The sequence below is a fragment of the Bacillus sp. FSL K6-4563 genome (assembly GCF_038630405.1).
Classification (GTDB): Bacteria; Bacillota; Bacilli; order Bacillales; family Bacillaceae; genus Bacillus; species Bacillus pumilus.
In genome coordinates this window covers 2,102,487-2,124,917 of sequence record NZ_CP152030.1, presented here as the reverse complement: position 1 = coordinate 2,124,917, position 22,431 = coordinate 2,102,487, and the positions used below count along the sequence as shown (strand labels likewise).

The window sequence follows — 22,431 nt, the reverse complement described above, 5'->3', positions numbered from 1 at the left end:
AAGAAAAAGAAGTGTCAGCGTGTAGACAAACCCTCGCATTCGTTGTCAGGTCTGCGCGCTGGTGCTCACGAATGTTCAATTCGCTCCGCGCCAGTGCTCGCCCTTCCTAGACTTCAAAGGTTTTCTATCACGCTGAAAAGAAGACAAAGTGCTAAAATAAACATCATTTTAGCACTTTGTCAACAATCTAACACTTCTTTTCGAAAGAAAAAGAAGTGTTTTTTTATTTTCATATTTTTAAGGAGAAGTTAAACAAAAAGCCCTTCCCAAATTGTCGAACTTGTAATATATTTGTCATAAAGTTGTAATGTAACGTTTTTTAAGAGTCACTCGACAAAAATAAGTGAACGGAGGGGTTTCCTATGCATGAAACCTTTCAAAAAATATATGATTCGTACCATCAAGATTTGTACCAGTTTTTATTTTATATGGTTAAAGATAAAAATCAGGCAGAGGATCTCGTTCAGGAGGTTTACATCCGGGTACTTCACTCATATAAAACTTTTGAAGGAAGAAGCAGCGAGAAAACATGGCTGTTTTCAATTGCAAGGCATGTGGCAATTGATTGGTTTCGCAAACAGCAAACCATTAGACAACGGGTACTCGGCACGTTTGATTGGGATAAGCAGGATGTAAAGGACCCAGACTTGCTCCCAGACGAACTGGCTGTACAGGATGAAAATGTGAAAGAAATCTATGCCGCACTTGATCAGTGCACGATTGATCAACGAGCTGTCATCATTTTAAGATTTATCCAGGGCTACTCAATCATGGAGACGGCAAAGGCGCTAAAGTTCTCGGAAAGCAAAGTCAAAACAACGCAGCACCGAGGCCTGAAAGTGCTCCGAAAACATATGGAGCTTTTGAAGGAGGAGCTAGTGAATGAAAACGAACAGGTCCGATTGGAGCGAAGAACGAATCAAGGTGTTACTAAGTCAGCTTCCAAAGGTGGAGGACAACCGTTCATCTAAGCAGATATACCAGCAGATGCTGATGGCAAGCGGGCAGAAAAAGAAAAGTGCCAAATGGATCGGTCCAGCGGTCGCAACCGTTGTGGTTTTATTTATGGCGTTTTTAATTTCTCCTCATTTATTTCAGCCAGCTGCTCAAGATCATCATCAGCAAATGAAAATGGACTCAAGTGCTGACAAAAGTCAGGTAAACGCCACATTAGAGGCGGTCAAACAGACTAATGGCCCCTCACACGTTGTGTCTCGTAAGCAGCAGCAAAAGTATATGACCATAGCATACATAGATGAATCGACCTCTCAAGTGGTTCCGATTAGCATTGAAAAAGAGGATGAGTATGATCATTTGCAGGATATGGTGAACACATATGAACAGGTGCAGCTGCCTGAAATGACAAAGCCTCTTCAATCTTATATGGATATGGTGGACCTTCGTGAAAAAGGAGATACACTTGTTTTTCAATTAAAAAGTGATTTGTCCCTTGATACGTTAAAAGAAGCCAGCAGGTTTAAAGATATGGTAAAAGAAACGCTAAAATGGAGCAAATATGAGCAGGTGCAAGTCAAGACAGCCAAAGGTTCTCACCTTCAACTAGGAGCAAATGGAAGCGTTGGAACAATATCGATTGAAAAACAAACAAAGCACGCTTATTATGTTTTAGAGAATAAGAGCGGGACTTTTTTGGTGCCTTCAAAAACGCATTATTCATCGTATGAAGATGCGGTAGAAGCTATGAAGCGTACAAGCGATGCAGGACTTGATCCATTAATTAAAGACGAACCGATTAAAGAAGTGACGTCTAAAGGAAAACATGTGACCATTACGTTTGGAGCATCAGCGCAATTATCGGACTCAAATGATCATATTTTACTCATTGAAGGTCTGCTGCTCTCAGCGAAAGATTTTGGTTTTACAGAGGTCACCATTCAACAGGCGGGAACAGATCAAGTTGGTCCGTATGAATTAGAAGAACCGATAGAGGTGCCGGCTCTGCCGAATCCAGTTGTCATAAAAGACCGTTAAAGGACGCAAGAAATTGCGTTCTTTTTTGATGTATAGAAAATAGCTTCCTTGCTGTATACTAAGCTGTCATAAAAAGAACCTCAAAGAAGGGGAGTCACTGATGAAAAGGTATTGCTTCATATGTGCCAGCTGTTTTTTGATGATCTTTTCGCCTGTTGCTTATGCACAGGAAACAAGCGAATGGGTGGAGCCGATAAAAGGAGAAGTCACAGATTTGTTTGGGACAAGAGGCGGCTCGCACATGGGATTAGATATAGCTGCGCCAGAAGGAGAATCCATCTTTGCTGCAAGTGAAGGTGAGGTCTCGCGTTCGTATGTATCTGCTACATATGGTGAGGTTGTGTTTATCCAGCATCCAAATGGATATGAAACCGTCTATGCACATTTACACGAGCGTTTTGTTAAAAAGGGTGACCATGTAGAAGCAGGACAGCCGATCGGCATTATCGGCAACACAGGGGCGTCTAGAGGCACTCATTTGCATTTTGAGGTGCACAGGGGGCATTGGTCAGTCAGCAAAGAAGATGCGGTAGATCCACTCACAATCATTGCAATGGATCGCTTCCAAGAGCCGGCCCTACATGTAAACGGACAAGAGAACAATACATATCTCATTAAACAAGGAGATACCCTTTGGTCGATTGCAAAGGCGCATGAGATGACTGTGGAACAACTGAAACAGATCAATGAGCTGACCACTCATCTCATCCGAACGGGAGATCGTTTAATGGTTTCAAAAAAATAAACCTCATGCATGTGCATGAGGTTTATCATGATTTTTTATAGGTCGATCAGACGGACAGAAAGTATATCGTGCACTTCAGTTAATTCTTTGACAATTTCGTCCTCAAGATGCTTATCGAAAGAAAGCATCATGATGGCTTCGCCGCCTTTTTCTTTACGTCCTACCTGCATTGTCGCAATGTTGACATCATGGTCGCCTAAAATTTGTCCAACCTTTCCAATTACACCAGGTGCATCAGTATGCTGGATGTAGACAAGGTGTCCATCTGGATAAAAATCAATATTAAATCCATTAATGGAAACAACGCGTTCTCCTAAATGCGGGATATAGGTTGCTTTTAGAGTAAAGGTTGAAAGGTCGCCTTTGACTTCAATAGAAATGCTGTTTTCGTAACCAGATTCACTGGAAGAAATCTTTTCACTAAAGCTAATGCCGCGTTCTTTTGCCACCATTCCAGCATTGACTTCATTTACAGTCGAATCAACACGCTCTTTTAAAAAGCCTGACAGAAGACTTTTTGTAATAAAGGATGTTTCGAGTTTTGAAATAGAGCCTTCGTAAGAGATGCCTACTTCTTTTACAGGTTCTCTCATTGATTGAGAGACAAGACGTCCGAGCTTTCCTGCAAACTGATGATAAGGCTGAATTTTTTTGAACTCGTCTTTTGTCATCGCTGGTAGGTTAATAGATGACATAACAGGGAGTCCTTTTGCAAATTGAAGTACTTCTTCAGATACTTGCGCCGCTACATTTAATTGTGCTTCCTTCGTCGATGCGCCAAGATGCGGAGTCGCAATGACGAGCGGATGGTCTACAAGCGGATTATCAGTAGGAGGTTCTACCTCAAATACATCGAGTGCAGCTCCTGCAACATGGCCGCTTTCAAGCGCTTCAAGAAGGTCACGCTCGTCAATAATACCACCGCGTGCACAGTTCACTAGGCGAACGCCTTTTTTCGTTTTTGCAATTGTTTCTTTATTGAGAAGTCCTCTTGTTTCTTTTGTTAACGGGGTATGTACAGTGATAATATCTGATACTTCGAGTACTTCATCAAGTGACTTGGCATTGACACCGATTTTTTCTGCGCGTTCCTTTGTCAGAAACGGGTCAAATACGTTGACTGTCATGCCAAATGCTCTTGCACGCTGGGCAATTTCGCTTCCGATTCTGCCAAGTCCAACAATCCCAAGAGATTTTCCATAAAGCTCAGCACCAACATATGCACCTCTGTTCCATTCTTTTGATTTCACAGAAATATTGGCTTGTGGAATATGACGCATGAGTGAAGAGATCATCGCAAATGTATGCTCAGCTGTGGAGATCGTATTACCGTTTGGTGCATTGATCACAATGACGCCATGCTTGGTTGCTTCATCAATATCAATATTGTCTACTCCCACACCGGCACGGCCGACAATTTTTAATGAAGTCATTTTTTCATAAAGCTCTTTGGTCACTTTCGTCGCACTTCTGACAAGTAAGGCATCAAATGTGTGTAATTCATCTTCTGCTTCTGTTACATTTTTTTGGACAATTTCAACAAAATCTGATTCTAAAAGTGGTAAAAGACCATCATTGCTCATCTTATCTGAGACTAATACTCGAAACATCGTAAGATTTCCTCCTAAAATAAACGTCATAAATATCTGATAATTTACCATATTCCTTTTCGCTGTGTCAATCAAATTAAAGCAGTAAAGCGAAAAAGAAAACACGAACATTTCTTGGTGTCTTTATAAAGAATGGACACCTTTAAACAAAAGATAACCAATTTTTTCGTATTTGTCATTATAATTTTTAAGTTTTTTGCGATTTCTTAAAACTGATGAAATTGCTCAGGATTTTTATCTGTACAAATGCTCATATATCATATATAATGATGTCGAATTGAATAATGATCAATCTTCGGGGCAGGGTGCAATTCCCTACCGGCGGTGATGAGCATAGTCTCTAAGCCCGCGAGCCTTTTTTGGCAGGATTCGGTGTGATTCCGAAGCCGACAGTATAGTCTGGATGGGAGAAGATGGAGGTTCGTAAACGTTGAAAACTTGGTTTTTCACACGTTTATTTGTCTAGCCTAAATTCCCCGCTCCTGTTTTCATGAGCGGTTTTTTTGTGGCTGAAATTGAACAATCCTCTTTTCGAAAGATTTGATCGAAAAGGAGAGAGAATATTGAATCAAAGTAAAGTAAAACGTTTAGTCGTCACCAGTATGCTTAGCAGTATTTCGTTCGTGTTAATTTTATTGGATTTCCCTTTCCCAGGGCTTCCAGCGTATTTGAAAATTGATTTCAGCGATATCCCAGCGATTATTGCGATTTTAATTTATGGGCCAGGTGCAGGAATTGCCGTTGAGGCATTAAAAAATGTTCTGCATTATCTCATTCAAGGCAGTATGTCCGGCGTTCCAGTTGGGCAAGTCGCGAACTTCATTGCAGGCACACTATTCATCTTACCAGTCGCCTTTATGTTCAAAAAAATTAAATCAGCAAAAGGAATGGCTTGGTCAATGATCATGGGTACATTACTTATGACTGTGATGATGAGCATTTTAAATTACTTCTTATTCCTGCCAGCTTACACATGGTTTTTAAACGCACCTGAACTATCAGATCATGCGCTCAAGACGACCATTACAGCAGGGATTTTACCTTTTAACTTTATTAAAGGAATCATCATTACCATCGTATTTAGCTTCATTTTTGTGAAAATGCGTCCATGGTTTGAAAATAAACGCCGACTTCAAAATAGTTAATATAAAAAAAGCCCCTGCATAAGGGGCTTTTATACTATTCATGCTTAAGTGGGTCACCCTCGAAAGATTCGTCCGCAACTTTGATTGAGTCAGTTGGACATCCTTCAAATGCATCAAGCATATCTTCTTCAAGTACTTCTGGAACTTCTACAGTCCCTTGGTTGTCGTCAAGCGTAACAAATGCAATGCCTTCATCATCATAATCATAAATGTCTGGAGCAGCTGCACCGCATGCGCCGCAAGCAATACATGTGTCTTTGTCTACAATTGTATATTTTGCCATGTTAAAAAAATACCTCCCAAATAGTTCGATGGAACACATGGTTTAACCTTTTTAGTTTCACCGATAAAAAACAATTTCCTCAAACCTTATTGTAATGATTTTAAATTCACATTTCAACTGTAAAGTGATTGAGAATGCTTATCACATAAGGGTTTGTTCATAACTTTCCCCCATAAATTGAGTTTAAACATTTCTTCTTGTATGAAATCTGTTAAAATAAAGGGAGAAAATATTCGAATTTTGTCAGGAAGACAGGTGCTTTGATGAATGACTCTTCATTATTTGGATGTCATGTTAATGGACAGCGTATATAAATTGAACGGCGAACGCTCCATTAGTGCTGTCTACCATCTTTTTAAAGGAAAAAAATCATCTCAAACCATACAGGATGCCAGCTTGTTTGAGCTTTCCAGGTACTTCGGCTGTTACCCGGGGTTTACGAGGGATCAGCTGAATCGTTCTGCTTTAAAGCTTGAAGAGAAGCACTATATTAGAAAAACCGATGAGACACTGAGTATCACTGAAGCAGGGCAGCAATTGCTACACCAGTATTTCTCTGAAAAACCGATGCCTGCTTATTTTCATGGTGCCAAATACCACGATAAAGCAAAGATGCTATGGATGAGGCTCTCTTTACTTGTACAAGTGCTTTCTCACCATATGGCTGGATCACATCAATATGTTCCAATACAAAGAGATGTCTCAGTTCAAAGCTGGACGAAATCTTTTTTGAAACAGCATCAGCAGAAAAGCAAGCTTTCAGAAGAGCTGCATCATGAACTAGAAAAACTCCTAATGAACCTAAGTGATCAAGAGGCACTGATTTTTGTTTACTCATTGACCTCACATGAACGAATCGGGCGTACGTATCAGCAAATGGCGGAGTGGATGAAAGAAGATGTGTGGTATGTGTACTTGCTTTTTTGGAATGTACTCCATTATTTTATTCAATCTGCCCAAAAAGGTGAGGCGCCGACTTTGCAGAAGCTCGTAGGTGACCTTGAATTTAAACGCGTGTTAACAACTTCTACTCACAAAACACTTGAGCTTGTCCAAAAAGGATTTGATATTGAACAAATTGCTCACATTCGTTCATTAAAAAAGGCAACGATTGAAGATCATATCGTGGAGCTGTCGATACATGAGCCAAGCTTTTCAATAGATCCCTATGTGAGTATAAAAGAGCAGCGGGAGATCCTTGCTGTAGCCAGAGAGCTGCAAACAAATAAAATGAAGCTGATTAAAGAAAAGCTCGAGCATCCATTTACTTATTTTCAAATACGATTGGCACTGACAAGGATGGTGAAAGCAAATGGATAAGCTTCATCAGACGCTCATGCGATACTTTGGCCACGACACATTTAAAGCAGGACAAGAGGACATTATTCGAAGTGTACTGCATCAAAAAGATACGGTTGCCATGCTGCCTACGGGTGGAGGAAAGTCACTTTGCTATCAAATTCCCGGATATATGACAGACGGGCTGGTTCTGATTATTTCGCCGCTTTTATCGCTTATGGAGGACCAAGTCGAACGAATGAAAATGCGCGGAGAAAAACGAGTGGCGGCGCTTAATAGCACATTGTCTTTTCAGGAGAGGCGACATATCATTCGGCATTTGCCATCATATAAATTTCTATTCGTCGCACCTGAGGCATTAATGTCAGAAGTGCTGCTTGAACAACTCAAATCGATGCGTATTGGTCTGTTTGTCGTCGATGAAGCGCATTGTATATCAGAATGGGGACATGATTTCCGTCCTGAATATTCGAAGCTCGGAGAATGGAGAGAAGCGTTAGGTCATCCTGTGGCTTTAGCTCTTACAGCTACAGCAACGAAACAAACGCTAAAAGATACTGTGCAAACGCTAAGATTGCAGCATCCAGACTTTCATATTCATTCCGTCAACCGCCCGAACATTGCCTTAGTCAAAGAAGTGCACGAATCGAAAGAAGCAAAAGAGAAACGGGCCATTGAGCTTGCGGATTTTTTGCAAGGACCAGGCATTATTTATTGCCCAACCCGGCAAATGACAGAAGAGCTTGCTCTCTGTATGAAACAAAAAACCAATCAGCGTGTTGAGTTTTATCATGGCGGAATGGACGCAGGAGATCGTATGCTCATTCAGCAGCAATTTATCAGCGGTCAGCTTGATCTCATTTGCTGTACGAGTGCTTTTGGCATGGGAATCGATAAAGCAAATATCCGGTTTGTCATTCATATGAGCCCTCCGCAATCGATTGAAGCATTTATGCAAGAGATTGGAAGAGCGGGAAGGGACGGGAAAAACAGTGTGAGCATTCTTTTATATACAGAAGAGGATGCAGATATTCAGCTACACTTGATCCAAACAGAAGGATTTGACGAACCAGAAATTGATTTCTACTTATCACAACTGACTCAAATGCAGACAAATGATGAAAAAAAATTACGTGAACGATTGATGGAAACAGGGCTTCAGGAGACGCGTGCAAGAATGCTGACGCACTATTACATGATGCATGAGTCCGAACAGCGCCCGGCAATTCTGATGAATCTAAAAGAAATATTGCAGGACAGACAAACAGAAAAGCTAAAAAAAGTGTGGCAATTTAAAGAGCGGATCATGGATCATGACTGCTTTAGACAATCTCTGTTATCATACTTTCACGAACAGCTTGATCAAACAGAGCGCGCGTCCTCTAAGCATTGCTGCTCTTCTTGCGGACTGAACCTGTCTGATTATGAAAAAAAAGAACAATCATTGGAGCTGAATGAAATGAAACACTGGAAGACTGTGCTGGATCGTATGTTTCATCTGACAAAAGAGGCGCAGCATTGATTGAACAACATCGCCGAATCATTGAAAAATTAACCGATCGACAAGTCGTAGAACAGCTGTATTTCACGCAGCTGCTCATGCTTATCGTTTCTTTTTTACTAGGCATATTTATGTTCGATCAATGGACGGATTTTACAGCCATTTGGCAGATTCAGGATATGCGCATTCTAACATATGGAATTGGCGGTGCATTGCTCGTCATTATTATAGATGCAATTGTCATGAAGGTGTTTCCCGCTCATATGTATGATGATGGCGGTTTAAATGAAAAGATGTTCAAAAACCGAAGCATCCCGCATATTGTTTGGTTAGCACTTCTCATTGCCTTTTCAGAGGAAATAGTATTTCGCGGAATTGTTCAACAGCAATTTGGGCTTGAGATTGCCAGCATCGTGTTTGCGCTTCTTCACTTTCGCTATTTATCAAAAATACTCTTGTTTATCCTCGTGGTTTCCATTAGTATTTTTTTAGGACTTTTATACGAGTGGACGGGGAATTTATTTGTTCCTGTCATGACACATTTTGTCATTGACTTAGTCTTTGCTTGTCAAATTCGTTTGAAATATAAGGGGAGGGATGAACATGGAAGAAATGTCGAGAATGCAGAGAAAGAAGGAGCAGCTGACAAACAACCATGACGATAATGTAGAGGAAATTCTTGAAGAAAAAGTACATCCTTCTGATGACTCTCACTTTCCTACACGAGAAGACTTTCATGAATATAAGAAGCAGCGTACGAAAAAAGTACGAAACCCTTTGTTTACGACATTGGCTATTATCTTTCCTATCATCGTCATCACTGTTTTCTTTCTATTGATCTACTACACTTCAAAGGAAATCAACGATAATAACAATCAGGGTGTATACATTGATAAAACCTCAAGTGCTGACACAGACCCAGTTCCGTCAGCACTAGCCGAAACAAAAAATGGCGCAAAAGCTGATAAAGCGGATGCGTCTGATGAAGAGAAGAAAAAGAAAGATGAAGAAAAAGAAAAGCAGCGATCAAAAGAAAAAGCAGAGCAAAAGAAAAAAGAAAAAGCTGCTAAAGAGAACGAAGAGCGTGAAAAAGCCGCAGCTGCGAAAAAACGTGAGCAGCAGCAGCTAGCCCTCCAAAAACAGCAAGAAGAGAAAAAACGAAAAGAAGTCGAAGAGAAAAAGAAGCAGGAAGAAAAGCCAGTTCGTGTCGTCCAGCACACTGTTGGCCCAGAGGAAAACCTGTATCGAATCTCGATGAAATATTACAAAAGCCGATCAGGTGAAGAGAAAATAAAAGCCTACAATCATTTAAATGGGAACAGTGTATACAGTGGTCAAGTACTCAATATTCCATTGGAAAACTAATTACCTGACATGAACGAATGAAAAAGCACATACATATGTAGAAAAAAGGGACAGGGTGTATGTGATGACTTTGCACGCAATCAGCCGCTATATGGATCAGCCGACACAGAAAATGATGGAAACGTTGATCAAAAGAAAGCACAAATATGAGGGCTTTGCCAAGCAGTGTAGAAGGTGGCAATGGACAGCCCTTTTGTCACTGGCGATTCTTTTGTTTTATTTTGTGATAACGACAAATAAGGGAGGCTCGCTTCAGCCGGAAGCGATGATTGCAACGCTGCTCAGTCATGAGGTCTTTCTATTTTGGATAATGGCTGAGGTGTTTGCTTTTTATGCATCTTATTATTATAAGAAAAAAGAAGAAAAGGCTGAGGATGAATATCATCGCCTTAGATGTGAGATTATACAAAAAAGCACAGACTTATGGCCGCAATCAGACCAGTGGAAAGAGCGTGAAGCGGTTTTTCGCTATATGCAGCAGCAATATGACATTAATCTCTATTATGAAAGTAAATAAATGTGTAAAAAGACGTTTTAATAGTTGAAACGTCTTTTTTCATTCAAGCGTCTTATGAACGACACATATGCAAGGGAGCCATTTATGATGAAATATGCCATCGGATTTACTGCCGCCATTGCGGCTGTTACAACAGGTGTGTGTGTAACGGCAAAAATGGTGAAAACGGCAAAACAAAACAACATCAAAAAGCATTACTTTACAATAAAAGCACTTCAATCAGATCGACCAGCAGTGATTTTCTTTATTTCTGATACACACCGGCGGCTGATTAGTGATTCATTATTAGCTGAGGTCACTCAAGAAAAACCGGATGTCATTATGATAGGTGGGGACTTAGCAGAAAAAGGTGTACCCTACGCCAGAATTGAAGAAAATGTGAAACGTTTATCAAGAATTGCGCCCGTTTATTTTGTTTGGGGAAATAATGATCACGAGCTGCACCAGCAAAAGCTTAAAGAGATTCTTCATGCTTACGATGTGACGACCCTGCAAAATGAAACAGCTGTGTGGGATTTCGAAGGCCAGTCAATTAAAATTGGAGGCATCGATGATATTCGGCTTGAAAAGGCGGATTATGAAGCGATACGACCTGAGTTTGTGAAAGATGACGTAAATATTCTCTTATCACACAACCCAGATGTACATCATTTAATGAGTGAAGATGAGGGGATCGACCTTGTTTTGAGCGGTCATACACATGGAGGTCAGATTCGAATTGGGAAATTTGGTCCGTATGAAAAAGGAAGAACAGGTCAGGTCAAAGGCGCATTTTTTCTCATTAGTAATGGCTATGGAACAACAAAGATTCCAATGCGTCTCGGGGCAGAACCGGAAACGCATCTGATCTATTTAATGCCTGTAAAAACGCGATGACTGGCTGCGCCCTCAATATTTTCCATAAAAGTCACCGTAAGCATAGCTTCATGCTTGTCTTCCGTCTTGACACAGTGTAAACTGAATACAAAATTAAGAACCTATGACTCATCATCTCATATACTACAGTATGATGTGTGTTTAGAAGAGGCAGGAGGGAACGTTATGCGACTGGAGCGTCTGAATTATAATAAAATCAAAATTTTTCTCACACTAGATGACCTGACAGACCGGGGTCTTACGAAAGAAGACCTTTGGAAAGATTCGTTCAAAGTCCATCAGCTGTTTAAAGACATGATGAACGAAGCGAATCAGGAGCTCGGTTTTGAAGCGAGTGGACCGATTGCTGTTGAAGTATTTTCACTTCAGGCGCAGGGGATGGTCGTCATTGTCACAAAGAGTCAGCAGGATGATGCTGATGATGATGAGTTTGATGAAGATTACATTGAGATGCAAGTCAAGCTCGACGAGAGTCATCATGTGCTCTATCAATTTGCCTCGTTTGAAGATGTGATTCAACTGTCCCATAGTTTAAGTCGTATTGGACTTTTAGGGGGTACAGTTTACCATTATGAAGGTCAATATTTTCTCAGCCTAGATGATTTTGAAGAACTATCAGCTGATACCGTCATTTCCATTTTAGCGGAGTTCGGTTCACCAACGACATTAACGATCCATCGGCTAAAAGAATACGGAAAAGTGATCATGCAAGATGATGCAGTGAAAACGATTCAAATGTATTTTTAATCACTTTTTTCTATTATATTTAATACTGTTGTGATGAAACAACAGTATTTTTTTATATCCTTTTTATATTTATAAACGCTGATATTTTATTTTAATAAAAAACGTTTTTTACCTTTGCTTTACCAGTACGAAGGTGTATACTATTGCTTGAAAGGGAGCAGTAGATCATGAAAGATTTCTAGGGGGTTTATTTTAATGGCAGCCGATCAAAACGCCGCTCATAACGCAGAAGATAAGCTAGATGTTTTAAAGTCAACTCAAACCGTCATACATAAAGCGCTAGACAAATTAGGGTATCCGCAAGAAGTGTATGAATTGCTGAAGGAGCCAATTCGTCTATTAACTGTGAAAATTCCAGTACGAATGGATGATGGATCAGTGAAAATTTTCACTGGTTACCGCGCGCAGCACAATGATGCTGTCGGACCGACAAAAGGCGGTATTCGTTTCCACCCGAACGTTACTGAAAAAGAAGTAAAAGCGCTTTCAATTTGGATGAGTTTAAAATGTGGTATTGTGGATCTTCCTTATGGCGGAGGAAAAGGCGGTATTATCTGTGATCCAAGAGAAATGTCATTTAGAGAGCTTGAAAAACTAAGCCGCGGCTATGTGCGTGCAATCAGTCAAATCGTTGGTCCAACGAAAGATGTACCAGCACCAGATGTGTTTACAAACTCTCAAATTATGGCATGGATGATGGACGAATATTCTAGAATGGATGAATTTAACTCGCCAGGATTTATTACCGGAAAACCAATTGTTCTTGGAGGATCACACGGACGTGATACTGCAACAGCAAAAGGTGTGACGATCTGCATCAAAGAAGCGGCGAAGAAAAAAGGAATTGACATTAACGGGGCACGTGTTGTCGTACAGGGATTCGGAAATGCAGGAAGCTACTTGGCTAAATTCATGTATGATGCCGGAGCGAAAATCGTAGGGATTTCAGATGCTTACGGCGGGTTATACGATGAAGATGGTCTTGATATTGACTACTTGCTTGACAGACGTGACAGCTTTGGAACCGTTACTAAATTATTTAACGATACCATCACAAACCAAGAGCTGCTTGAGCTCGATTGTGATATCTTAGTACCTGCAGCCATTGAGAACCAAATCACTGAAGATAATGCGGCAAACATTAAAGCTAAAATTGTCGTAGAAGCAGCGAATGGTCCAACGACACTTGAAGGAACAAAAATTCTTTCAGATCGTGGAGTACTGCTTGTCCCAGACGTACTTGCGAGTGCGGGTGGTGTAACGGTTTCTTACTTTGAATGGGTGCAGAATAACCAAGGGTTCTACTGGACTGAAGAGGAAGTCGAAACTCGTTTAGAAGATATGATGGTGAAATCATTTAATAATATTTATGAAATGGCGCAAAACCGCCGCATCGATATGCGTCTTGCTGCATATATGGTCGGCGTACGTAAAATGGCTGAAGCTTCTCGATTCAGAGGCTGGATTTAAGCGGCTTATTTGCATCGCGCCCAAAAATCTCCTATCCTTATATAGGAGATTTTTTTATGGAATGGGAACAAATCATCAACAGCTAGCAATTGTTATTGCATTGAAACGACAGGAGTGGAACAAATGAAACAAGAAAAAGCGATCATAATAGGAGGCGGCCCTTGCGGATTATCAGCTGCCATCGCATTCCAGCAAATCGGAATTGATGCACTAGTCATTGAAAAGGGGAATGTCGTTAACAGTATTTATCATTACCCAACACATCAAACCTTTTTCAGTACAAGTGAAAAGCTTGAGATTGGTGATGTCGCTTTTATTACTGAAAATCGCAAGCCAGTTCGTATCCAGGCGCTTTCTTATTACCGAGAAGTAGTCAGACGAAAAAACCTGCGTGTGCATGCCTTTGAAAAAGTAACCGCTGTGACGAAAAAAGATGGCCATTTTACCGTGAGCACATCAAAAGACGACTATTCATGTGATTATGTCGTGATTGCTACTGGCTACTATGACCATCCAAACTATATGAATGTCAAAGGGGAAGACCTTCCACATGTGTATCATTATTTTAAAGAAGGACACCCATACTTTGATAAAGATGTAACGGTGATCGGCGGGAAAAACTCAAGTGTCGATGCTGCGCTAGAACTTGTGAAATGCGGAAGCAGAGTCACTGTACTTTATCGAGGAACTGAATATTCATCCAGCATCAAACCTTGGATTTTGCCAGAGTTTGAAGCACTTGTGCGGAATGGAACGATTCGAATGGAGTTTGGAGCACAGGTGAAGGAAATTACAGAAGAAGAAGTGATTTTTACAAACCAGCAAGAGCAAACGGAGCGAGTGAAAAGTGATTATGTTTTTGCCATGACAGGCTATCATCCAGATCATTCTTTCTTAGAAAAAATGGGTGTGACAATTGATCAAGAATCAGGCCGTCCAGCATTTGATGAACAGACGATGGAGACAAACGTAGAAGGTATTTTCATCGCAGGAGTGATTGCAGCTGGAAATAATGCCAATGAAATTTTCATTGAAAATGGGAGATTTCATGGGGGGCTAATTGCAGAAGAAATCAACAAAAGAATGAACGCATAAAAAAAGAACTGGATCCTTCCAAGGGATTCGGTTCTTTTTGATATAAAATGGGATTATATAGAAAGTAATTTTCATAAAAATGGGCTCGAGTCATATAAAAAAAGGGTAAATCATGGTACGATAATGAAGGATAATGTAGGGAAAGAGGTCTGGTTATGATCGCAATCATCTCAGCAGGTTTAGCTCCCGGCATCGCACTTTTAAGTTATTTTTATTTGAAAGATCAGTACGACAATGAGCCGGTACACATGGTCATCAGATCTTTTATGCTAGGTGTTATACTTGTGTTTCCAACCATGTTTATTCAATATGTCCTTCAAGAGGAGCATATCGCAACGAACCCTATCTTGATTTCATTTGTGACGTCGGGCTTCTTAGAGGAATCTTTAAAATGGTTTATTTTAATGGTCAGCGTCTATGCGCATGCCCAATTTGACGAACACTATGATGGAATTGTATATGGAACGAGTGTCTCACTTGGTTTTGCAACACTTGAAAATATTCTTTATTTGGTCGGTCACGGGGTTGAATATGCATTCACCCGTGCTTTATTACCCGTCTCAAGTCATGCTTTATTCGGTGTTGTGATGGGATTTTATATCGGCAAAGCCCGCTTCTCTGATAAAAAGGAGCAGCGCAAATGGCTGATCCTTTCTCTAACGCTTCCTGTGCTTTTTCACGGCCTATATGATTTCATATTGTTAGGAATGAAAAATTGGGGATATATCATGCTGCCATTCATGATTTTTTTATGGTGGTTTGGCCTGCGAAAAGCAAAAAAAGCTCGTTCAGTGAAAATGGTGCAAAATTTAATGTAGAAAACGTCTTATCAGTTGATAGGGCGTTTTTTTGTCTTTTCATCCATTTCTCTCCTGTGATGAATGTATAAAAATAGGGATTGGAAGAAATATATATTCAAACATCAAAAGTACAGGAGGATCAAATATGGACAAAGCTCGTTTCATGAAACAAATCGTCCTTATCTTCTCAATCGTTCTACTCGCAATCTCACTGATGACAACTGAAAAAAGTGAAGCCTTCACCAGTCAAGTCATCCAGCGAGGTGCGACAGGAGAAGATGTAGTCGAGCTGCAAGCACGGCTCCAATACAATGGCTTTTACAATGGCAAAATTGATGGTGTATATGGCTGGGGGACGTACTGGGCCGTTCGCAACTTTCAAAGCCAATATGGTGTAAAGAAGGTCGACGGACTTGTAGGTAAACAAACAAAAAGCCTATTAGTTCAAAAGACAAAATACTATAAAGACTTTGTTCAGCAGCAGCTGCAAAAGGGGAATGAGTTTACCCATTATGGCGGGAAACCTCTTGATCAGCAAACAAAAGCTCCTGCGAAAAGAAGCTCACAAAAAAAGACTGCTCAAGGTGCGAAAGAGAATCAAAAAAATCAAAGCGGAGCACCTGGAAAGTCTGCGAAACAGTCAGGCAATCAGCAAGCAAATCAAACACCGAAACAAACGGCAGCCAACATGCCAGGTGGTTTTTCTAGTAATGATATTCAGCTCTTATCACAAGCGGTTTATAGTGAAGCAAGGGGCGAGCCGTATGAAGGACAGGTGGCGATCGCTGCCGTCATCTTAAACCGTTTGAACAACCCGACTTTTCCAAATACAATCGCAGGAGTTATTTTTGAACCGCTTGCGTTTACAGCTGTGGCGGATGGTCAATTTTATATGTCACCAAATGACACTGCAAAAAAGGCTGTGTTTGATGCCATTAACGGCTGGGACCCGTCTGAGAGCGCCGTCTATTACTTTAACCCTGATACAGCAACAAGTCCATGGATTTGGGGAAGACCACAAATTAAACGAATTGGGAAACATATTTTCTGCGAATAGAAAGAGGTGTAAATAAATGATCAGAGGAATATTGATTGCCATTTTAGGAATTGCTGTCATCTCAACAGGTTATTGGGGCTATAAAGAGCATCAAGAAAAAGACGCAGTGCTGCTGCACGCAGAGAACAACTATCAGAGGGCCTTCCACGATTTAACGTACCAAGTGGATCAGCTGCATGACAAACTTGGGGCAACGCTTGCGATGAACAGCCAATCGTCGATTTCACCGGCACTTGCAGATGTATGGAGAATGTCATCAGAAGCACATAACAATGTGAGTCAGCTTCCGCTCACATTAATGCCTTTTAACAAAACGGAAGAATTTTTGGCGAATGTCGGAGACTTTAGCTACAAATCATCAGTTAAATCCTTATCAGATGAACCATTAAACAAAAATACGCACAAAACCATTACGTCCTTATATCAGCAAGCATCTGATATCCAAAACGAACTGAGACAAGTGCAGCACCTCGTCCTCAACAAAAATTTAAAATGGATGGATGTTGAAATGGCACTTGCTGATGGTGACCGAAAGAATGATAACACCATCATTGACGGGTTGAAAACAGTCGAGAGAAATGCAGATGCATTTGCAGATGTCGATCTCGGACCGACAAATGTGTCCACAGAAGCAGAAACACGCGGCTACAATCATTTAAAGGGTAAAAAGATTTCAAAGAAAGAAGCGATACGCATTGCCCAGCAATTCGCACCTGATCATAATCAACATTTTAAGGTGAGAAAAAGCGGAAGCAAAACCAATCGAGATGTGTACAGCTTATCGATGTCAGATCCTGATAGTAAAGCGAATTTCTATTTAGACTTGACTGAAAAAGGAGGACATCCAGTCTACCTTCTTCAAAATCGAGACGTGAAAAAACAGAAAATCAGTTTAAACCAAGCATCAGAAAAAGCACTCAGCTTCTTAAAGAAGCAAGGATTTGATGCAGAGTCATTCCATTTAGATGAAAGTGCGCAATTTGATAATATCGGTGTATTTACCTATGTACCTCTTCAAAAAAATGTACTGCTGTATCCAGATAGTATACGTATGAAGGTCGCATTAGACGATGGTGAAGTGGTTGGATTTTCAGCGAAAGACTATTTAACGAATCATAAAACAAGAGACATCAAAGCACCTAAAATCTCGCAAAAAGAAGCGAAGAAAACGCTCAATCAGCATGTGAAAATCGAAGATACTCATGTAGCGATTGTTCAAAACGATATGTCAGAGGAAGTTTTATGCTATGAGTTCCTAGGAACGATAAAAAATGATACGTACCGAATGTTCATTAATGCGGATACTGGAAAAGAAGAACGAGTAGATAAACTAAAAAACGCAGAACCTATATATAAAGACCTATAAAAAAGGAAACGAGGAAAAGGCGAATAAGCCTTTTCCTTTTGTTTTATACATGGTTTAATATAGGAGAGGATATGATTTCACAGATGAAAAGAGTGATGAGGAATGTTACAAATAGGGGATGCAATCACAATTGAATATGTCAATGAGAACAAAGAAGTGAAAACTGCAAAATCGAAAGTTTTGGAAAATAATAACGATGATATTTTCATTAATTATCCAGCTGATAAAGAAACGGGACGCACGATCTATTTAAACCAGCAAACAGAAATCACCGTTTTCTTTTTCGATGAAAATCAAATTCCATACAAATGCACAAGCGAAGTCATCGGCAAGAGGAAAGAAGATATTCCGATGATCGTCATTTCCATTCCGCCAAAAGAAGAAATGATTCGGCTTCAGCGTAGAGAATACCTGAGAGTCGATACAATGGTCAAAACCGCGATCACGCAAACGGGTGAAGAATCCTTTGACACGTTTATTGTCAATATGAGTGCTGGCGGCTTAGCAATTGCTGTTCCTGAAGGTGTCTCATTGAAAGAATACGGAGAAGTGATCACAGAGTTTGAACTTCCGCTGAAAGAGCCTGTTAAAATTAAAGCGGTTGCAGAGATGAGCCGAGTTTATCAAGATGAGCAGACTGGCAAAACAAGAGCGATCATGGAGTTTTCTGAGATCACAAATGATCAGCAGCAGCACATTATGAAGTACTGCTTCCAGCAGCAGCTTTTAACACGTGTGAAAAAAGCATAAGAATAAAGGATGTTAAAAGCTTCCATACTAGAGGTAATAGAATCTAGCGTGGAGGCTTTTTGTATGAAAACAATGGAAAGATGGTTATTTAAAGCGGTGCTCATTCAGCTTGTCTTATTATTAGCCGTTCAGATCACACTTCATTTGACAAAAGGAGAACTATTTTTGTCAAAAGTCGTGCAATACGAGGGTGTAAATAACATGAGCATTGAAGATTGGATCGAGACGTTTAAGCAGAAGGATTGATAGAAAATTCCCCCGTTTGACCGGTGATCGTGTTACAATTCATAAGGGAGATTCAATCAAGGAGAGGTATTATGAAAAAGAAATTATCTATCGCAATTGACGGTCCTGCAGCAGCAGGAAAAAGCACTGTGGCAAAAATTGTCGCAGCAAAAAAATCATATATTTATATCGATACAGGTGCCATGTACCGCGCGATTACGCTTGCGGCACTTCACCATGGTGTAGATCTTGAAGACGAGCAGGCGCTTGATGCACTACTAAAGAAAACGGTGATTGAACTTGTCTCTACAGGCGAGGGTCAAAAAGTGCATCTAGACAATACCGATGTGACAGAAGAGATTCGCACAGACCGCGTGAGCAACCAAGTATCGGTTGTCGCAAAGCACAGAGCTGTTCGGGAAGAAATGGTCCGCAGGCAGCAAGAGCTTGGTAAAAAAGGCGGTGTCGTGATGGACGGAAGAGACATAGGTACTCACGTTCTTCCAGATGCCGAAGTGAAAATTTTCTTGCTTGCATCTGTAGAAGAAAGAGCAAAACGCCGCTTTGAAGAGAATCAGAAAAAAGGCTACGATGTCAATTACGATCAGCTGATCGAAGAGATTGCAAGACGTGACAAGCTTGACTCTGAGCGCGAAGTTTCACCGCTTAAGAAAGCGGATGACGCCATTGAGATTGACACAACTTCTCTTACCATTCAAGAGGTAGCAGGTAAAATTTTAGATGCAGCAGACCGTGTGGAGAAACTGTAAGAAATTTTAGAAAACTTTTATAAGTTAGAGGTTTATCTCTTGACAAACAAGGTCTTTTATTAGAAGTTTATACTAATACTATTTTTATTGATCATTCAAGCAATTCTGTTGATTTGAATGTTTCTATAATACATACTCGGCTGGCAATCATCATGCTTAAGACACATATTCACCCAGTCGTTTTAACTAAGCTGTGTAGGTTTGGACCAAGGAGGTTATCGAAATGACAGAGGAAATGAATCAAATCGATGTTCAGGTACCAGAGGTTGGAGATGTAGTGAAAGGGATTGTTTCTAAAGTTGAGGACAAGCATGTCAATGTAGATATCGTCAATGTGAAACAACCTGGGATCATCCCAATCAGTGAATTATCAAGTCTTCACGTTGAAAAAGCATCAGATGTCGTGAAAGATGGCGACGAATTAGAGCTTAAAGTAACAAAAGTCGAAGACGATGCTTTGATTTTATCGAAACGTGCTGTTGATGCAGACCGCGCTTGGGAAGACCTAGAGAAAAAGTTTGAAACAAAAGAAGTATTTGAAGCTGAAGTAAAAGACGTTGTAAAAGGTGGTCTTGTCGTAGACATTGGTGTGCGTGGATTTATTCCTGCATCTCTTGTAGAAGCGCACTATGTTGAGGACTTTTCAGACTACAAAGGTAAAACACTCTCACTTGTCGTGGTCGAACTTGACCGCGAAAAAAATCGTGTGATTCTCTCGCACCGTGCAGTAGTGGAGCAAGAGCAATTAGACAAAAAGCAAGACTTCTTGCAAAAACTTGAAGTAGGCAGTGTGATTGATGGTAAAGTGCAACGCCTTACTGATTTTGGTGCATTTGTAGACATTGGCGGCATTGATGGATTGGTTCACATTTCTCAACTATCCCATGCGCATGTTGAAAAGCCATCTGACGTAGTGGAAGAAGGCCAGGAAGTCCAGGTCAAAGTACTTGCTGTTGATCGTGATAACGAACGTATCTCACTATCTATTAAAGAAACATTACCAGGACCTTGGAGCCAGATTGGTGAAAAGGTAAAACAAGGTGATGTGCTTGAAGGAACTGTTCAACGTCTAGTAAGCTTTGGTGCATTTGTTGAAATTCTGCCAGGCGTCGAAGGACTTGTGCATATTTCTCAAATCTCTCATAAACATATCGGTACGCCGCATGAAGTCCTTGAAGAAGGGCAGACTGTGAAAGTAAAAGTGCTTGATGTGAATGAAGATGAAGAACGCATTTCACTAAGCATCCGTGATTTAGAAGAAAATCCTGAAAAACAAATCGAAGAGAATTATCGTCAATATCAGGCGAAAGAAGAAAACACAAGTGGATTCCAGCTTGGTGACCTGATCGGAGATAAGCTCAATAAATTAAAATAATTTGGTGATCAAAATTGACGCGAGCAGAAAGAAAGAAGCAGCATATTGAACATGCCTTGTCCACTGGACAGCATGCAGCAACAGGTTTAAAAGATGTTTCCTTCGTTCACGCCAGTTTACCAGATCTTGCAACATCACAAATTGATACACATTCAACAATTGGCGGACTGACTTTCGGTTCGCCAATTTTTATCAATGCAATGACTGGCGGAGGCGGAAAATCGACCTATGAGATTAATCGCTCTTTATCGATCGCAGCGAAGGAAACCAATATTCCGGTGGCAGTTGGATCGCAAATGGCTGCACTGAAAGATAAAGAAGAAAGACGTACGTATGAAGTTGTTCGTAAAGTGAATCCAGATGGAATTGTCTTTGCGAACCTAGGCAGTGAGGCAACGATGAAGCAAGCGAAGGAAGCCGTTGAGATGCTGGAGGCCAATATGCTCCAGATTCATTTAAATGTGATTCAAGAGATTGTCATGCCTGAAGGAGACCGTGATTTCAGGGGGGCACTTGAGCGCATCGCAGCCATCAATGAATCAGTTGGTGTGCCTGTTGTCGTAAAAGAAGTTGGATTTGGCATGAGCAAGGAAACGGCCAAAAAGTTATTTCATGCTGGGGTTGCGGCCGTTGATGTAGGCGGATTTGGTGGTACGAACTTTTCTAAGATCGAAAATCTTCGCCGCCAAAAAGCACTTCATTATTTTGATCAATGGGGGATTCCAACTGCAGCGAGTCTTGCTGAAGTACATACAAGTTTTCCAGATCAAACGATTTTAGCCTCGGGAGGTATACAAGACGCCCTTGATGTAACAAAATCAATCGCACTTGGCGCATCCGCTGCTGGTCTAGCTGGCTTTTTCTTAAAATCACTGACTGACGGAGGGGAGAGCGGTCTCATCGCGAATATCATAGATCTTCAAGAAGATGTGAAGATGATGATGACAGTCCTTGGCGTGAAGACCATTGAAGAGCTGAGACAAACCCAAGTTGTCATTTCAGGTGAAACGAGTCATTGGCTCAAAGAAAGAGGCATCGACACAACGCACTATAGTTTAAGATCAAATAAGAAAAAGGACTAAGCAAGTTTAGCCCTTAAACATCTAAGGCATGTGGTCATCACATGCCTTTTTTTATTGATTTCTTTTTCGCGCACTATCTGGACCTTCTAATGCTGTTGCCCCTTTATAATGAATGGATTGATCACGGTCAGATTCCACTCTTTTTGATGCCTTTAAGCGTTTTTCCTGTCTATCTTTTCCCATCATACATCCCTCCTCAACCATTAGGGTGTCACCTCTTGTTTATTTCATACAATGCCCAAAGCGATCCCTTACGTTTAAAAATTGGGGATTTTCCCATAATGTAATTGAGGTGATGAGACGTTGGAGGATTTGTACTATTATTGGTCCATATGGTTCGTTTGGATTATCGTGACATTTA

24 protein-coding genes and 1 riboswitch are annotated in these 22,431 nt (G+C 40.7%); of the genes, 21 read left to right on the top strand and 3 right to left on the bottom strand.

The window, feature by feature from the left end; genetic code table 11:
- Positions 1 to 362: 362 nt before the first annotated feature.
- The 3 genes from sigX to MHH54_RS10555 all read left to right on the top strand — a co-directional run bounded on the left by sigX (position 363) and on the right by MHH54_RS10555 (position 2,737).
- Entirely contained in the window at positions 363 to 971 is a 609-nt protein-coding gene (gene sigX / locus MHH54_RS10565; protein ID WP_003215976.1) for an RNA polymerase sigma factor SigX, read from the top strand.
- On the top strand, positions 883 to 1,992 hold the full coding sequence (locus tag MHH54_RS10560) for a sigma X negative regulator (RefSeq protein ID WP_106028749.1): 1,110 nt from the start codon (positions 883 to 885) through the stop codon (positions 1,990 to 1,992). The genes sigX and MHH54_RS10560 overlap by 89 nt, the downstream gene beginning before the upstream one ends.
- Positions 1,993 to 2,092: 100 nt before the next feature.
- Positions 2,093 to 2,737, top strand: coding sequence for a M23 family metallopeptidase (locus tag MHH54_RS10555; protein ID WP_106028750.1), 645 nt, complete (start codon positions 2,093 to 2,095; stop codon positions 2,735 to 2,737).
- Between the two features lie 35 nt (positions 2,738 to 2,772).
- Here MHH54_RS10555 and serA read toward each other — a convergent pair whose 3' ends face one another.
- The gene (serA, locus tag MHH54_RS10550; protein WP_012010415.1) at positions 2,773 to 4,347 is read right to left on the bottom strand and encodes a phosphoglycerate dehydrogenase; all 1,575 of its coding nucleotides are present in this window, start codon (positions 4,345 to 4,347) and stop codon (positions 2,773 to 2,775) included.
- A 287-nt stretch (positions 4,348 to 4,634) separates the two neighbouring features.
- Positions 4,635 to 4,766: riboswitch (FMN riboswitch) on the top strand.
- A 144-nt stretch (positions 4,767 to 4,910) separates the two neighbouring features.
- Between serA and MHH54_RS10545 the strand changes: the two genes are divergently transcribed.
- Positions 4,911 to 5,492: an ECF transporter S component gene (locus MHH54_RS10545; RefSeq protein WP_012010414.1), complete on the top strand. Its 582-nt coding sequence runs from the start codon at positions 4,911 to 4,913 to the stop codon at positions 5,490 to 5,492.
- A gap of 34 nt (positions 5,493 to 5,526) precedes the next feature.
- On the opposite strand, the gene MHH54_RS10540 is transcribed toward MHH54_RS10545, so the two are convergent.
- Positions 5,527 to 5,775, bottom strand: a complete 249-nt coding sequence (locus MHH54_RS10540; RefSeq protein WP_003215700.1) for a ferredoxin — start codon at positions 5,773 to 5,775, stop codon at positions 5,527 to 5,529.
- A gap of 267 nt (positions 5,776 to 6,042) precedes the next feature.
- Between MHH54_RS10540 and MHH54_RS10535 the strand changes: the two genes are divergently transcribed.
- The 17 genes from MHH54_RS10535 to fni all read left to right on the top strand — a co-directional run bounded on the left by MHH54_RS10535 (position 6,043) and on the right by fni (position 22,070).
- Complete coding sequence (locus tag MHH54_RS10535; RefSeq protein ID WP_106028751.1) at positions 6,043 to 7,095, top strand: helix-turn-helix domain-containing protein; 1,053 nt, start codon at positions 6,043 to 6,045, stop codon at positions 7,093 to 7,095.
- Entirely contained in the window at positions 7,088 to 8,596 is a 1,509-nt protein-coding gene (locus tag MHH54_RS10530; protein WP_106028752.1) for an ATP-dependent DNA helicase RecQ, read from the top strand. Before MHH54_RS10535 ends, MHH54_RS10530 begins: the two co-directional genes overlap by 8 nt.
- Complete coding sequence (locus MHH54_RS10525; RefSeq protein WP_106028753.1) at positions 8,593 to 9,234, top strand: CPBP family intramembrane glutamic endopeptidase; 642 nt, start codon at positions 8,593 to 8,595, stop codon at positions 9,232 to 9,234. The genes MHH54_RS10530 and MHH54_RS10525 overlap by 4 nt, the downstream gene beginning before the upstream one ends.
- Positions 9,179 to 9,940, top strand: a complete 762-nt coding sequence (locus tag MHH54_RS10520) for a LysM peptidoglycan-binding domain-containing protein (protein WP_106028754.1) — start codon at positions 9,179 to 9,181, stop codon at positions 9,938 to 9,940. Before MHH54_RS10525 ends, MHH54_RS10520 begins: the two co-directional genes overlap by 56 nt.
- 64 nt (positions 9,941 to 10,004) lie before the next feature.
- On the top strand, positions 10,005 to 10,457 hold the full coding sequence (locus MHH54_RS10515; RefSeq protein ID WP_106028755.1) for a DUF2663 family protein: 453 nt from the start codon (positions 10,005 to 10,007) through the stop codon (positions 10,455 to 10,457).
- An 87-nt stretch (positions 10,458 to 10,544) separates the two neighbouring features.
- Positions 10,545 to 11,333 carry a metallophosphoesterase gene (locus MHH54_RS10510; protein ID WP_342500246.1) on the top strand — a complete coding sequence of 263 codons (789 nt, stop codon included), beginning with the start codon at positions 10,545 to 10,547 and terminating at the stop codon, positions 11,331 to 11,333.
- 165 nt (positions 11,334 to 11,498) lie between these two features.
- Positions 11,499 to 12,080, top strand: a complete 582-nt coding sequence (locus MHH54_RS10505; RefSeq protein WP_003215601.1) for a genetic competence negative regulator — start codon at positions 11,499 to 11,501, stop codon at positions 12,078 to 12,080.
- A gap of 195 nt (positions 12,081 to 12,275) precedes the next feature.
- Positions 12,276 to 13,550: a Glu/Leu/Phe/Val dehydrogenase gene (locus MHH54_RS10500; RefSeq protein ID WP_003215501.1), complete on the top strand. Its 1,275-nt coding sequence runs from the start codon at positions 12,276 to 12,278 to the stop codon at positions 13,548 to 13,550.
- Positions 13,551 to 13,673: 123 nt separating this feature from the next.
- Positions 13,674 to 14,645, top strand: a complete 972-nt coding sequence (locus MHH54_RS10495) for a YpdA family putative bacillithiol disulfide reductase (RefSeq protein ID WP_003215846.1) — start codon at positions 13,674 to 13,676, stop codon at positions 14,643 to 14,645.
- 155 nt (positions 14,646 to 14,800) lie between these two features.
- Positions 14,801 to 15,463 carry a glutamic-type intramembrane protease PrsW gene (gene prsW / locus MHH54_RS10490; RefSeq protein WP_003215795.1) on the top strand — a complete coding sequence of 221 codons (663 nt, stop codon included), beginning with the start codon at positions 14,801 to 14,803 and terminating at the stop codon, positions 15,461 to 15,463.
- A 127-nt stretch (positions 15,464 to 15,590) separates the two neighbouring features.
- The gene (gene sleB / locus MHH54_RS10485) at positions 15,591 to 16,502 is read left to right on the top strand and encodes a spore cortex-lytic enzyme (protein WP_003215974.1); all 912 of its coding nucleotides are present in this window, start codon (positions 15,591 to 15,593) and stop codon (positions 16,500 to 16,502) included.
- A 16-nt stretch (positions 16,503 to 16,518) separates the two neighbouring features.
- Entirely contained in the window at positions 16,519 to 17,868 is a 1,350-nt protein-coding gene (gene ypeB / locus MHH54_RS10480) for a germination protein YpeB (protein ID WP_003215550.1), read from the top strand.
- A 102-nt stretch (positions 17,869 to 17,970) separates the two neighbouring features.
- Positions 17,971 to 18,618: a flagellar brake domain-containing protein gene (locus MHH54_RS10475; protein ID WP_003215715.1), complete on the top strand. Its 648-nt coding sequence runs from the start codon at positions 17,971 to 17,973 to the stop codon at positions 18,616 to 18,618.
- A gap of 63 nt (positions 18,619 to 18,681) precedes the next feature.
- Positions 18,682 to 18,864: a DUF5359 family protein gene (locus MHH54_RS10470; protein ID WP_003215744.1), complete on the top strand. Its 183-nt coding sequence runs from the start codon at positions 18,682 to 18,684 to the stop codon at positions 18,862 to 18,864.
- A 71-nt stretch (positions 18,865 to 18,935) separates the two neighbouring features.
- Positions 18,936 to 19,613, top strand: coding sequence for a (d)CMP kinase (cmk, locus tag MHH54_RS10465; RefSeq protein WP_003216003.1), 678 nt, complete (start codon positions 18,936 to 18,938; stop codon positions 19,611 to 19,613).
- A gap of 223 nt (positions 19,614 to 19,836) precedes the next feature.
- Complete coding sequence (rpsA, locus tag MHH54_RS10460) at positions 19,837 to 20,988, top strand: 30S ribosomal protein S1 (protein ID WP_003215529.1); 1,152 nt, start codon at positions 19,837 to 19,839, stop codon at positions 20,986 to 20,988.
- 14 nt (positions 20,989 to 21,002) lie between these two features.
- Complete coding sequence (fni, locus tag MHH54_RS10455) at positions 21,003 to 22,070, top strand: type 2 isopentenyl-diphosphate Delta-isomerase (protein WP_003215660.1); 1,068 nt, start codon at positions 21,003 to 21,005, stop codon at positions 22,068 to 22,070.
- 51 nt (positions 22,071 to 22,121) lie between these two features.
- On the opposite strand, the gene MHH54_RS10450 is transcribed toward fni, so the two are convergent.
- On the bottom strand, positions 22,122 to 22,253 hold the full coding sequence (locus MHH54_RS10450; RefSeq protein WP_003215762.1) for a YpzI family protein: 132 nt from the start codon (positions 22,251 to 22,253) through the stop codon (positions 22,122 to 22,124).
- Positions 22,254 to 22,431 lie beyond the last annotated feature (178 nt).

What these genes read in the sequence shown, in the direction of transcription:
- sigX (WP_003215976.1), top strand. Translation starts at nt 363, where the DNA reads ATGCATGAAACCTTTCAAAAAATATATGATTCGTACCATCAAGATTTG.
- MHH54_RS10560 (WP_106028749.1), top strand. Translation starts at nt 883, where the DNA reads ATGAAAACGAACAGGTCCGATTGGAGCGAAGAACGAATCAAGGTGTTA.
- MHH54_RS10555 (WP_106028750.1), top strand. Translation starts at nt 2,093, where the DNA reads ATGAAAAGGTATTGCTTCATATGTGCCAGCTGTTTTTTGATGATCTTT.
- serA (WP_012010415.1), bottom strand. Translation starts at nt 4,347, where the DNA reads ATGTTTCGAGTATTAGTCTCAGATAAGATGAGCAATGATGGTCTTTTA.
- MHH54_RS10540 (WP_003215700.1), bottom strand. Translation starts at nt 5,775, where the DNA reads ATGGCAAAATATACAATTGTAGACAAAGACACATGTATTGCTTGCGGC.
- MHH54_RS10535 (WP_106028751.1), top strand. Translation starts at nt 6,043, where the DNA reads ATGACTCTTCATTATTTGGATGTCATGTTAATGGACAGCGTATATAAA.
- MHH54_RS10530 (WP_106028752.1), top strand. Translation starts at nt 7,088, where the DNA reads ATGGATAAGCTTCATCAGACGCTCATGCGATACTTTGGCCACGACACA.
- MHH54_RS10520 (WP_106028754.1), top strand. Translation starts at nt 9,179, where the DNA reads ATGGAAGAAATGTCGAGAATGCAGAGAAAGAAGGAGCAGCTGACAAAC.
- MHH54_RS10515 (WP_106028755.1), top strand. Translation starts at nt 10,005, where the DNA reads ATGACTTTGCACGCAATCAGCCGCTATATGGATCAGCCGACACAGAAA.
- MHH54_RS10510 (WP_342500246.1), top strand. Translation starts at nt 10,545, where the DNA reads ATGAAATATGCCATCGGATTTACTGCCGCCATTGCGGCTGTTACAACA.
- MHH54_RS10505 (WP_003215601.1), top strand. Translation starts at nt 11,499, where the DNA reads ATGCGACTGGAGCGTCTGAATTATAATAAAATCAAAATTTTTCTCACA.
- MHH54_RS10500 (WP_003215501.1), top strand. Translation starts at nt 12,276, where the DNA reads ATGGCAGCCGATCAAAACGCCGCTCATAACGCAGAAGATAAGCTAGAT.
- MHH54_RS10495 (WP_003215846.1), top strand. Translation starts at nt 13,674, where the DNA reads ATGAAACAAGAAAAAGCGATCATAATAGGAGGCGGCCCTTGCGGATTA.
- prsW (WP_003215795.1), top strand. Translation starts at nt 14,801, where the DNA reads ATGATCGCAATCATCTCAGCAGGTTTAGCTCCCGGCATCGCACTTTTA.
- sleB (WP_003215974.1), top strand. Translation starts at nt 15,591, where the DNA reads ATGGACAAAGCTCGTTTCATGAAACAAATCGTCCTTATCTTCTCAATC.
- ypeB (WP_003215550.1), top strand. Translation starts at nt 16,519, where the DNA reads ATGATCAGAGGAATATTGATTGCCATTTTAGGAATTGCTGTCATCTCA.
- MHH54_RS10475 (WP_003215715.1), top strand. Translation starts at nt 17,971, where the DNA reads ATGTTACAAATAGGGGATGCAATCACAATTGAATATGTCAATGAGAAC.
- MHH54_RS10470 (WP_003215744.1), top strand. Translation starts at nt 18,682, where the DNA reads ATGAAAACAATGGAAAGATGGTTATTTAAAGCGGTGCTCATTCAGCTT.
- cmk (WP_003216003.1), top strand. Translation starts at nt 18,936, where the DNA reads ATGAAAAAGAAATTATCTATCGCAATTGACGGTCCTGCAGCAGCAGGA.
- rpsA (WP_003215529.1), top strand. Translation starts at nt 19,837, where the DNA reads ATGACAGAGGAAATGAATCAAATCGATGTTCAGGTACCAGAGGTTGGA.
- MHH54_RS10450 (WP_003215762.1), bottom strand. Translation starts at nt 22,253, where the DNA reads ATGGGAAAAGATAGACAGGAAAAACGCTTAAAGGCATCAAAAAGAGTG.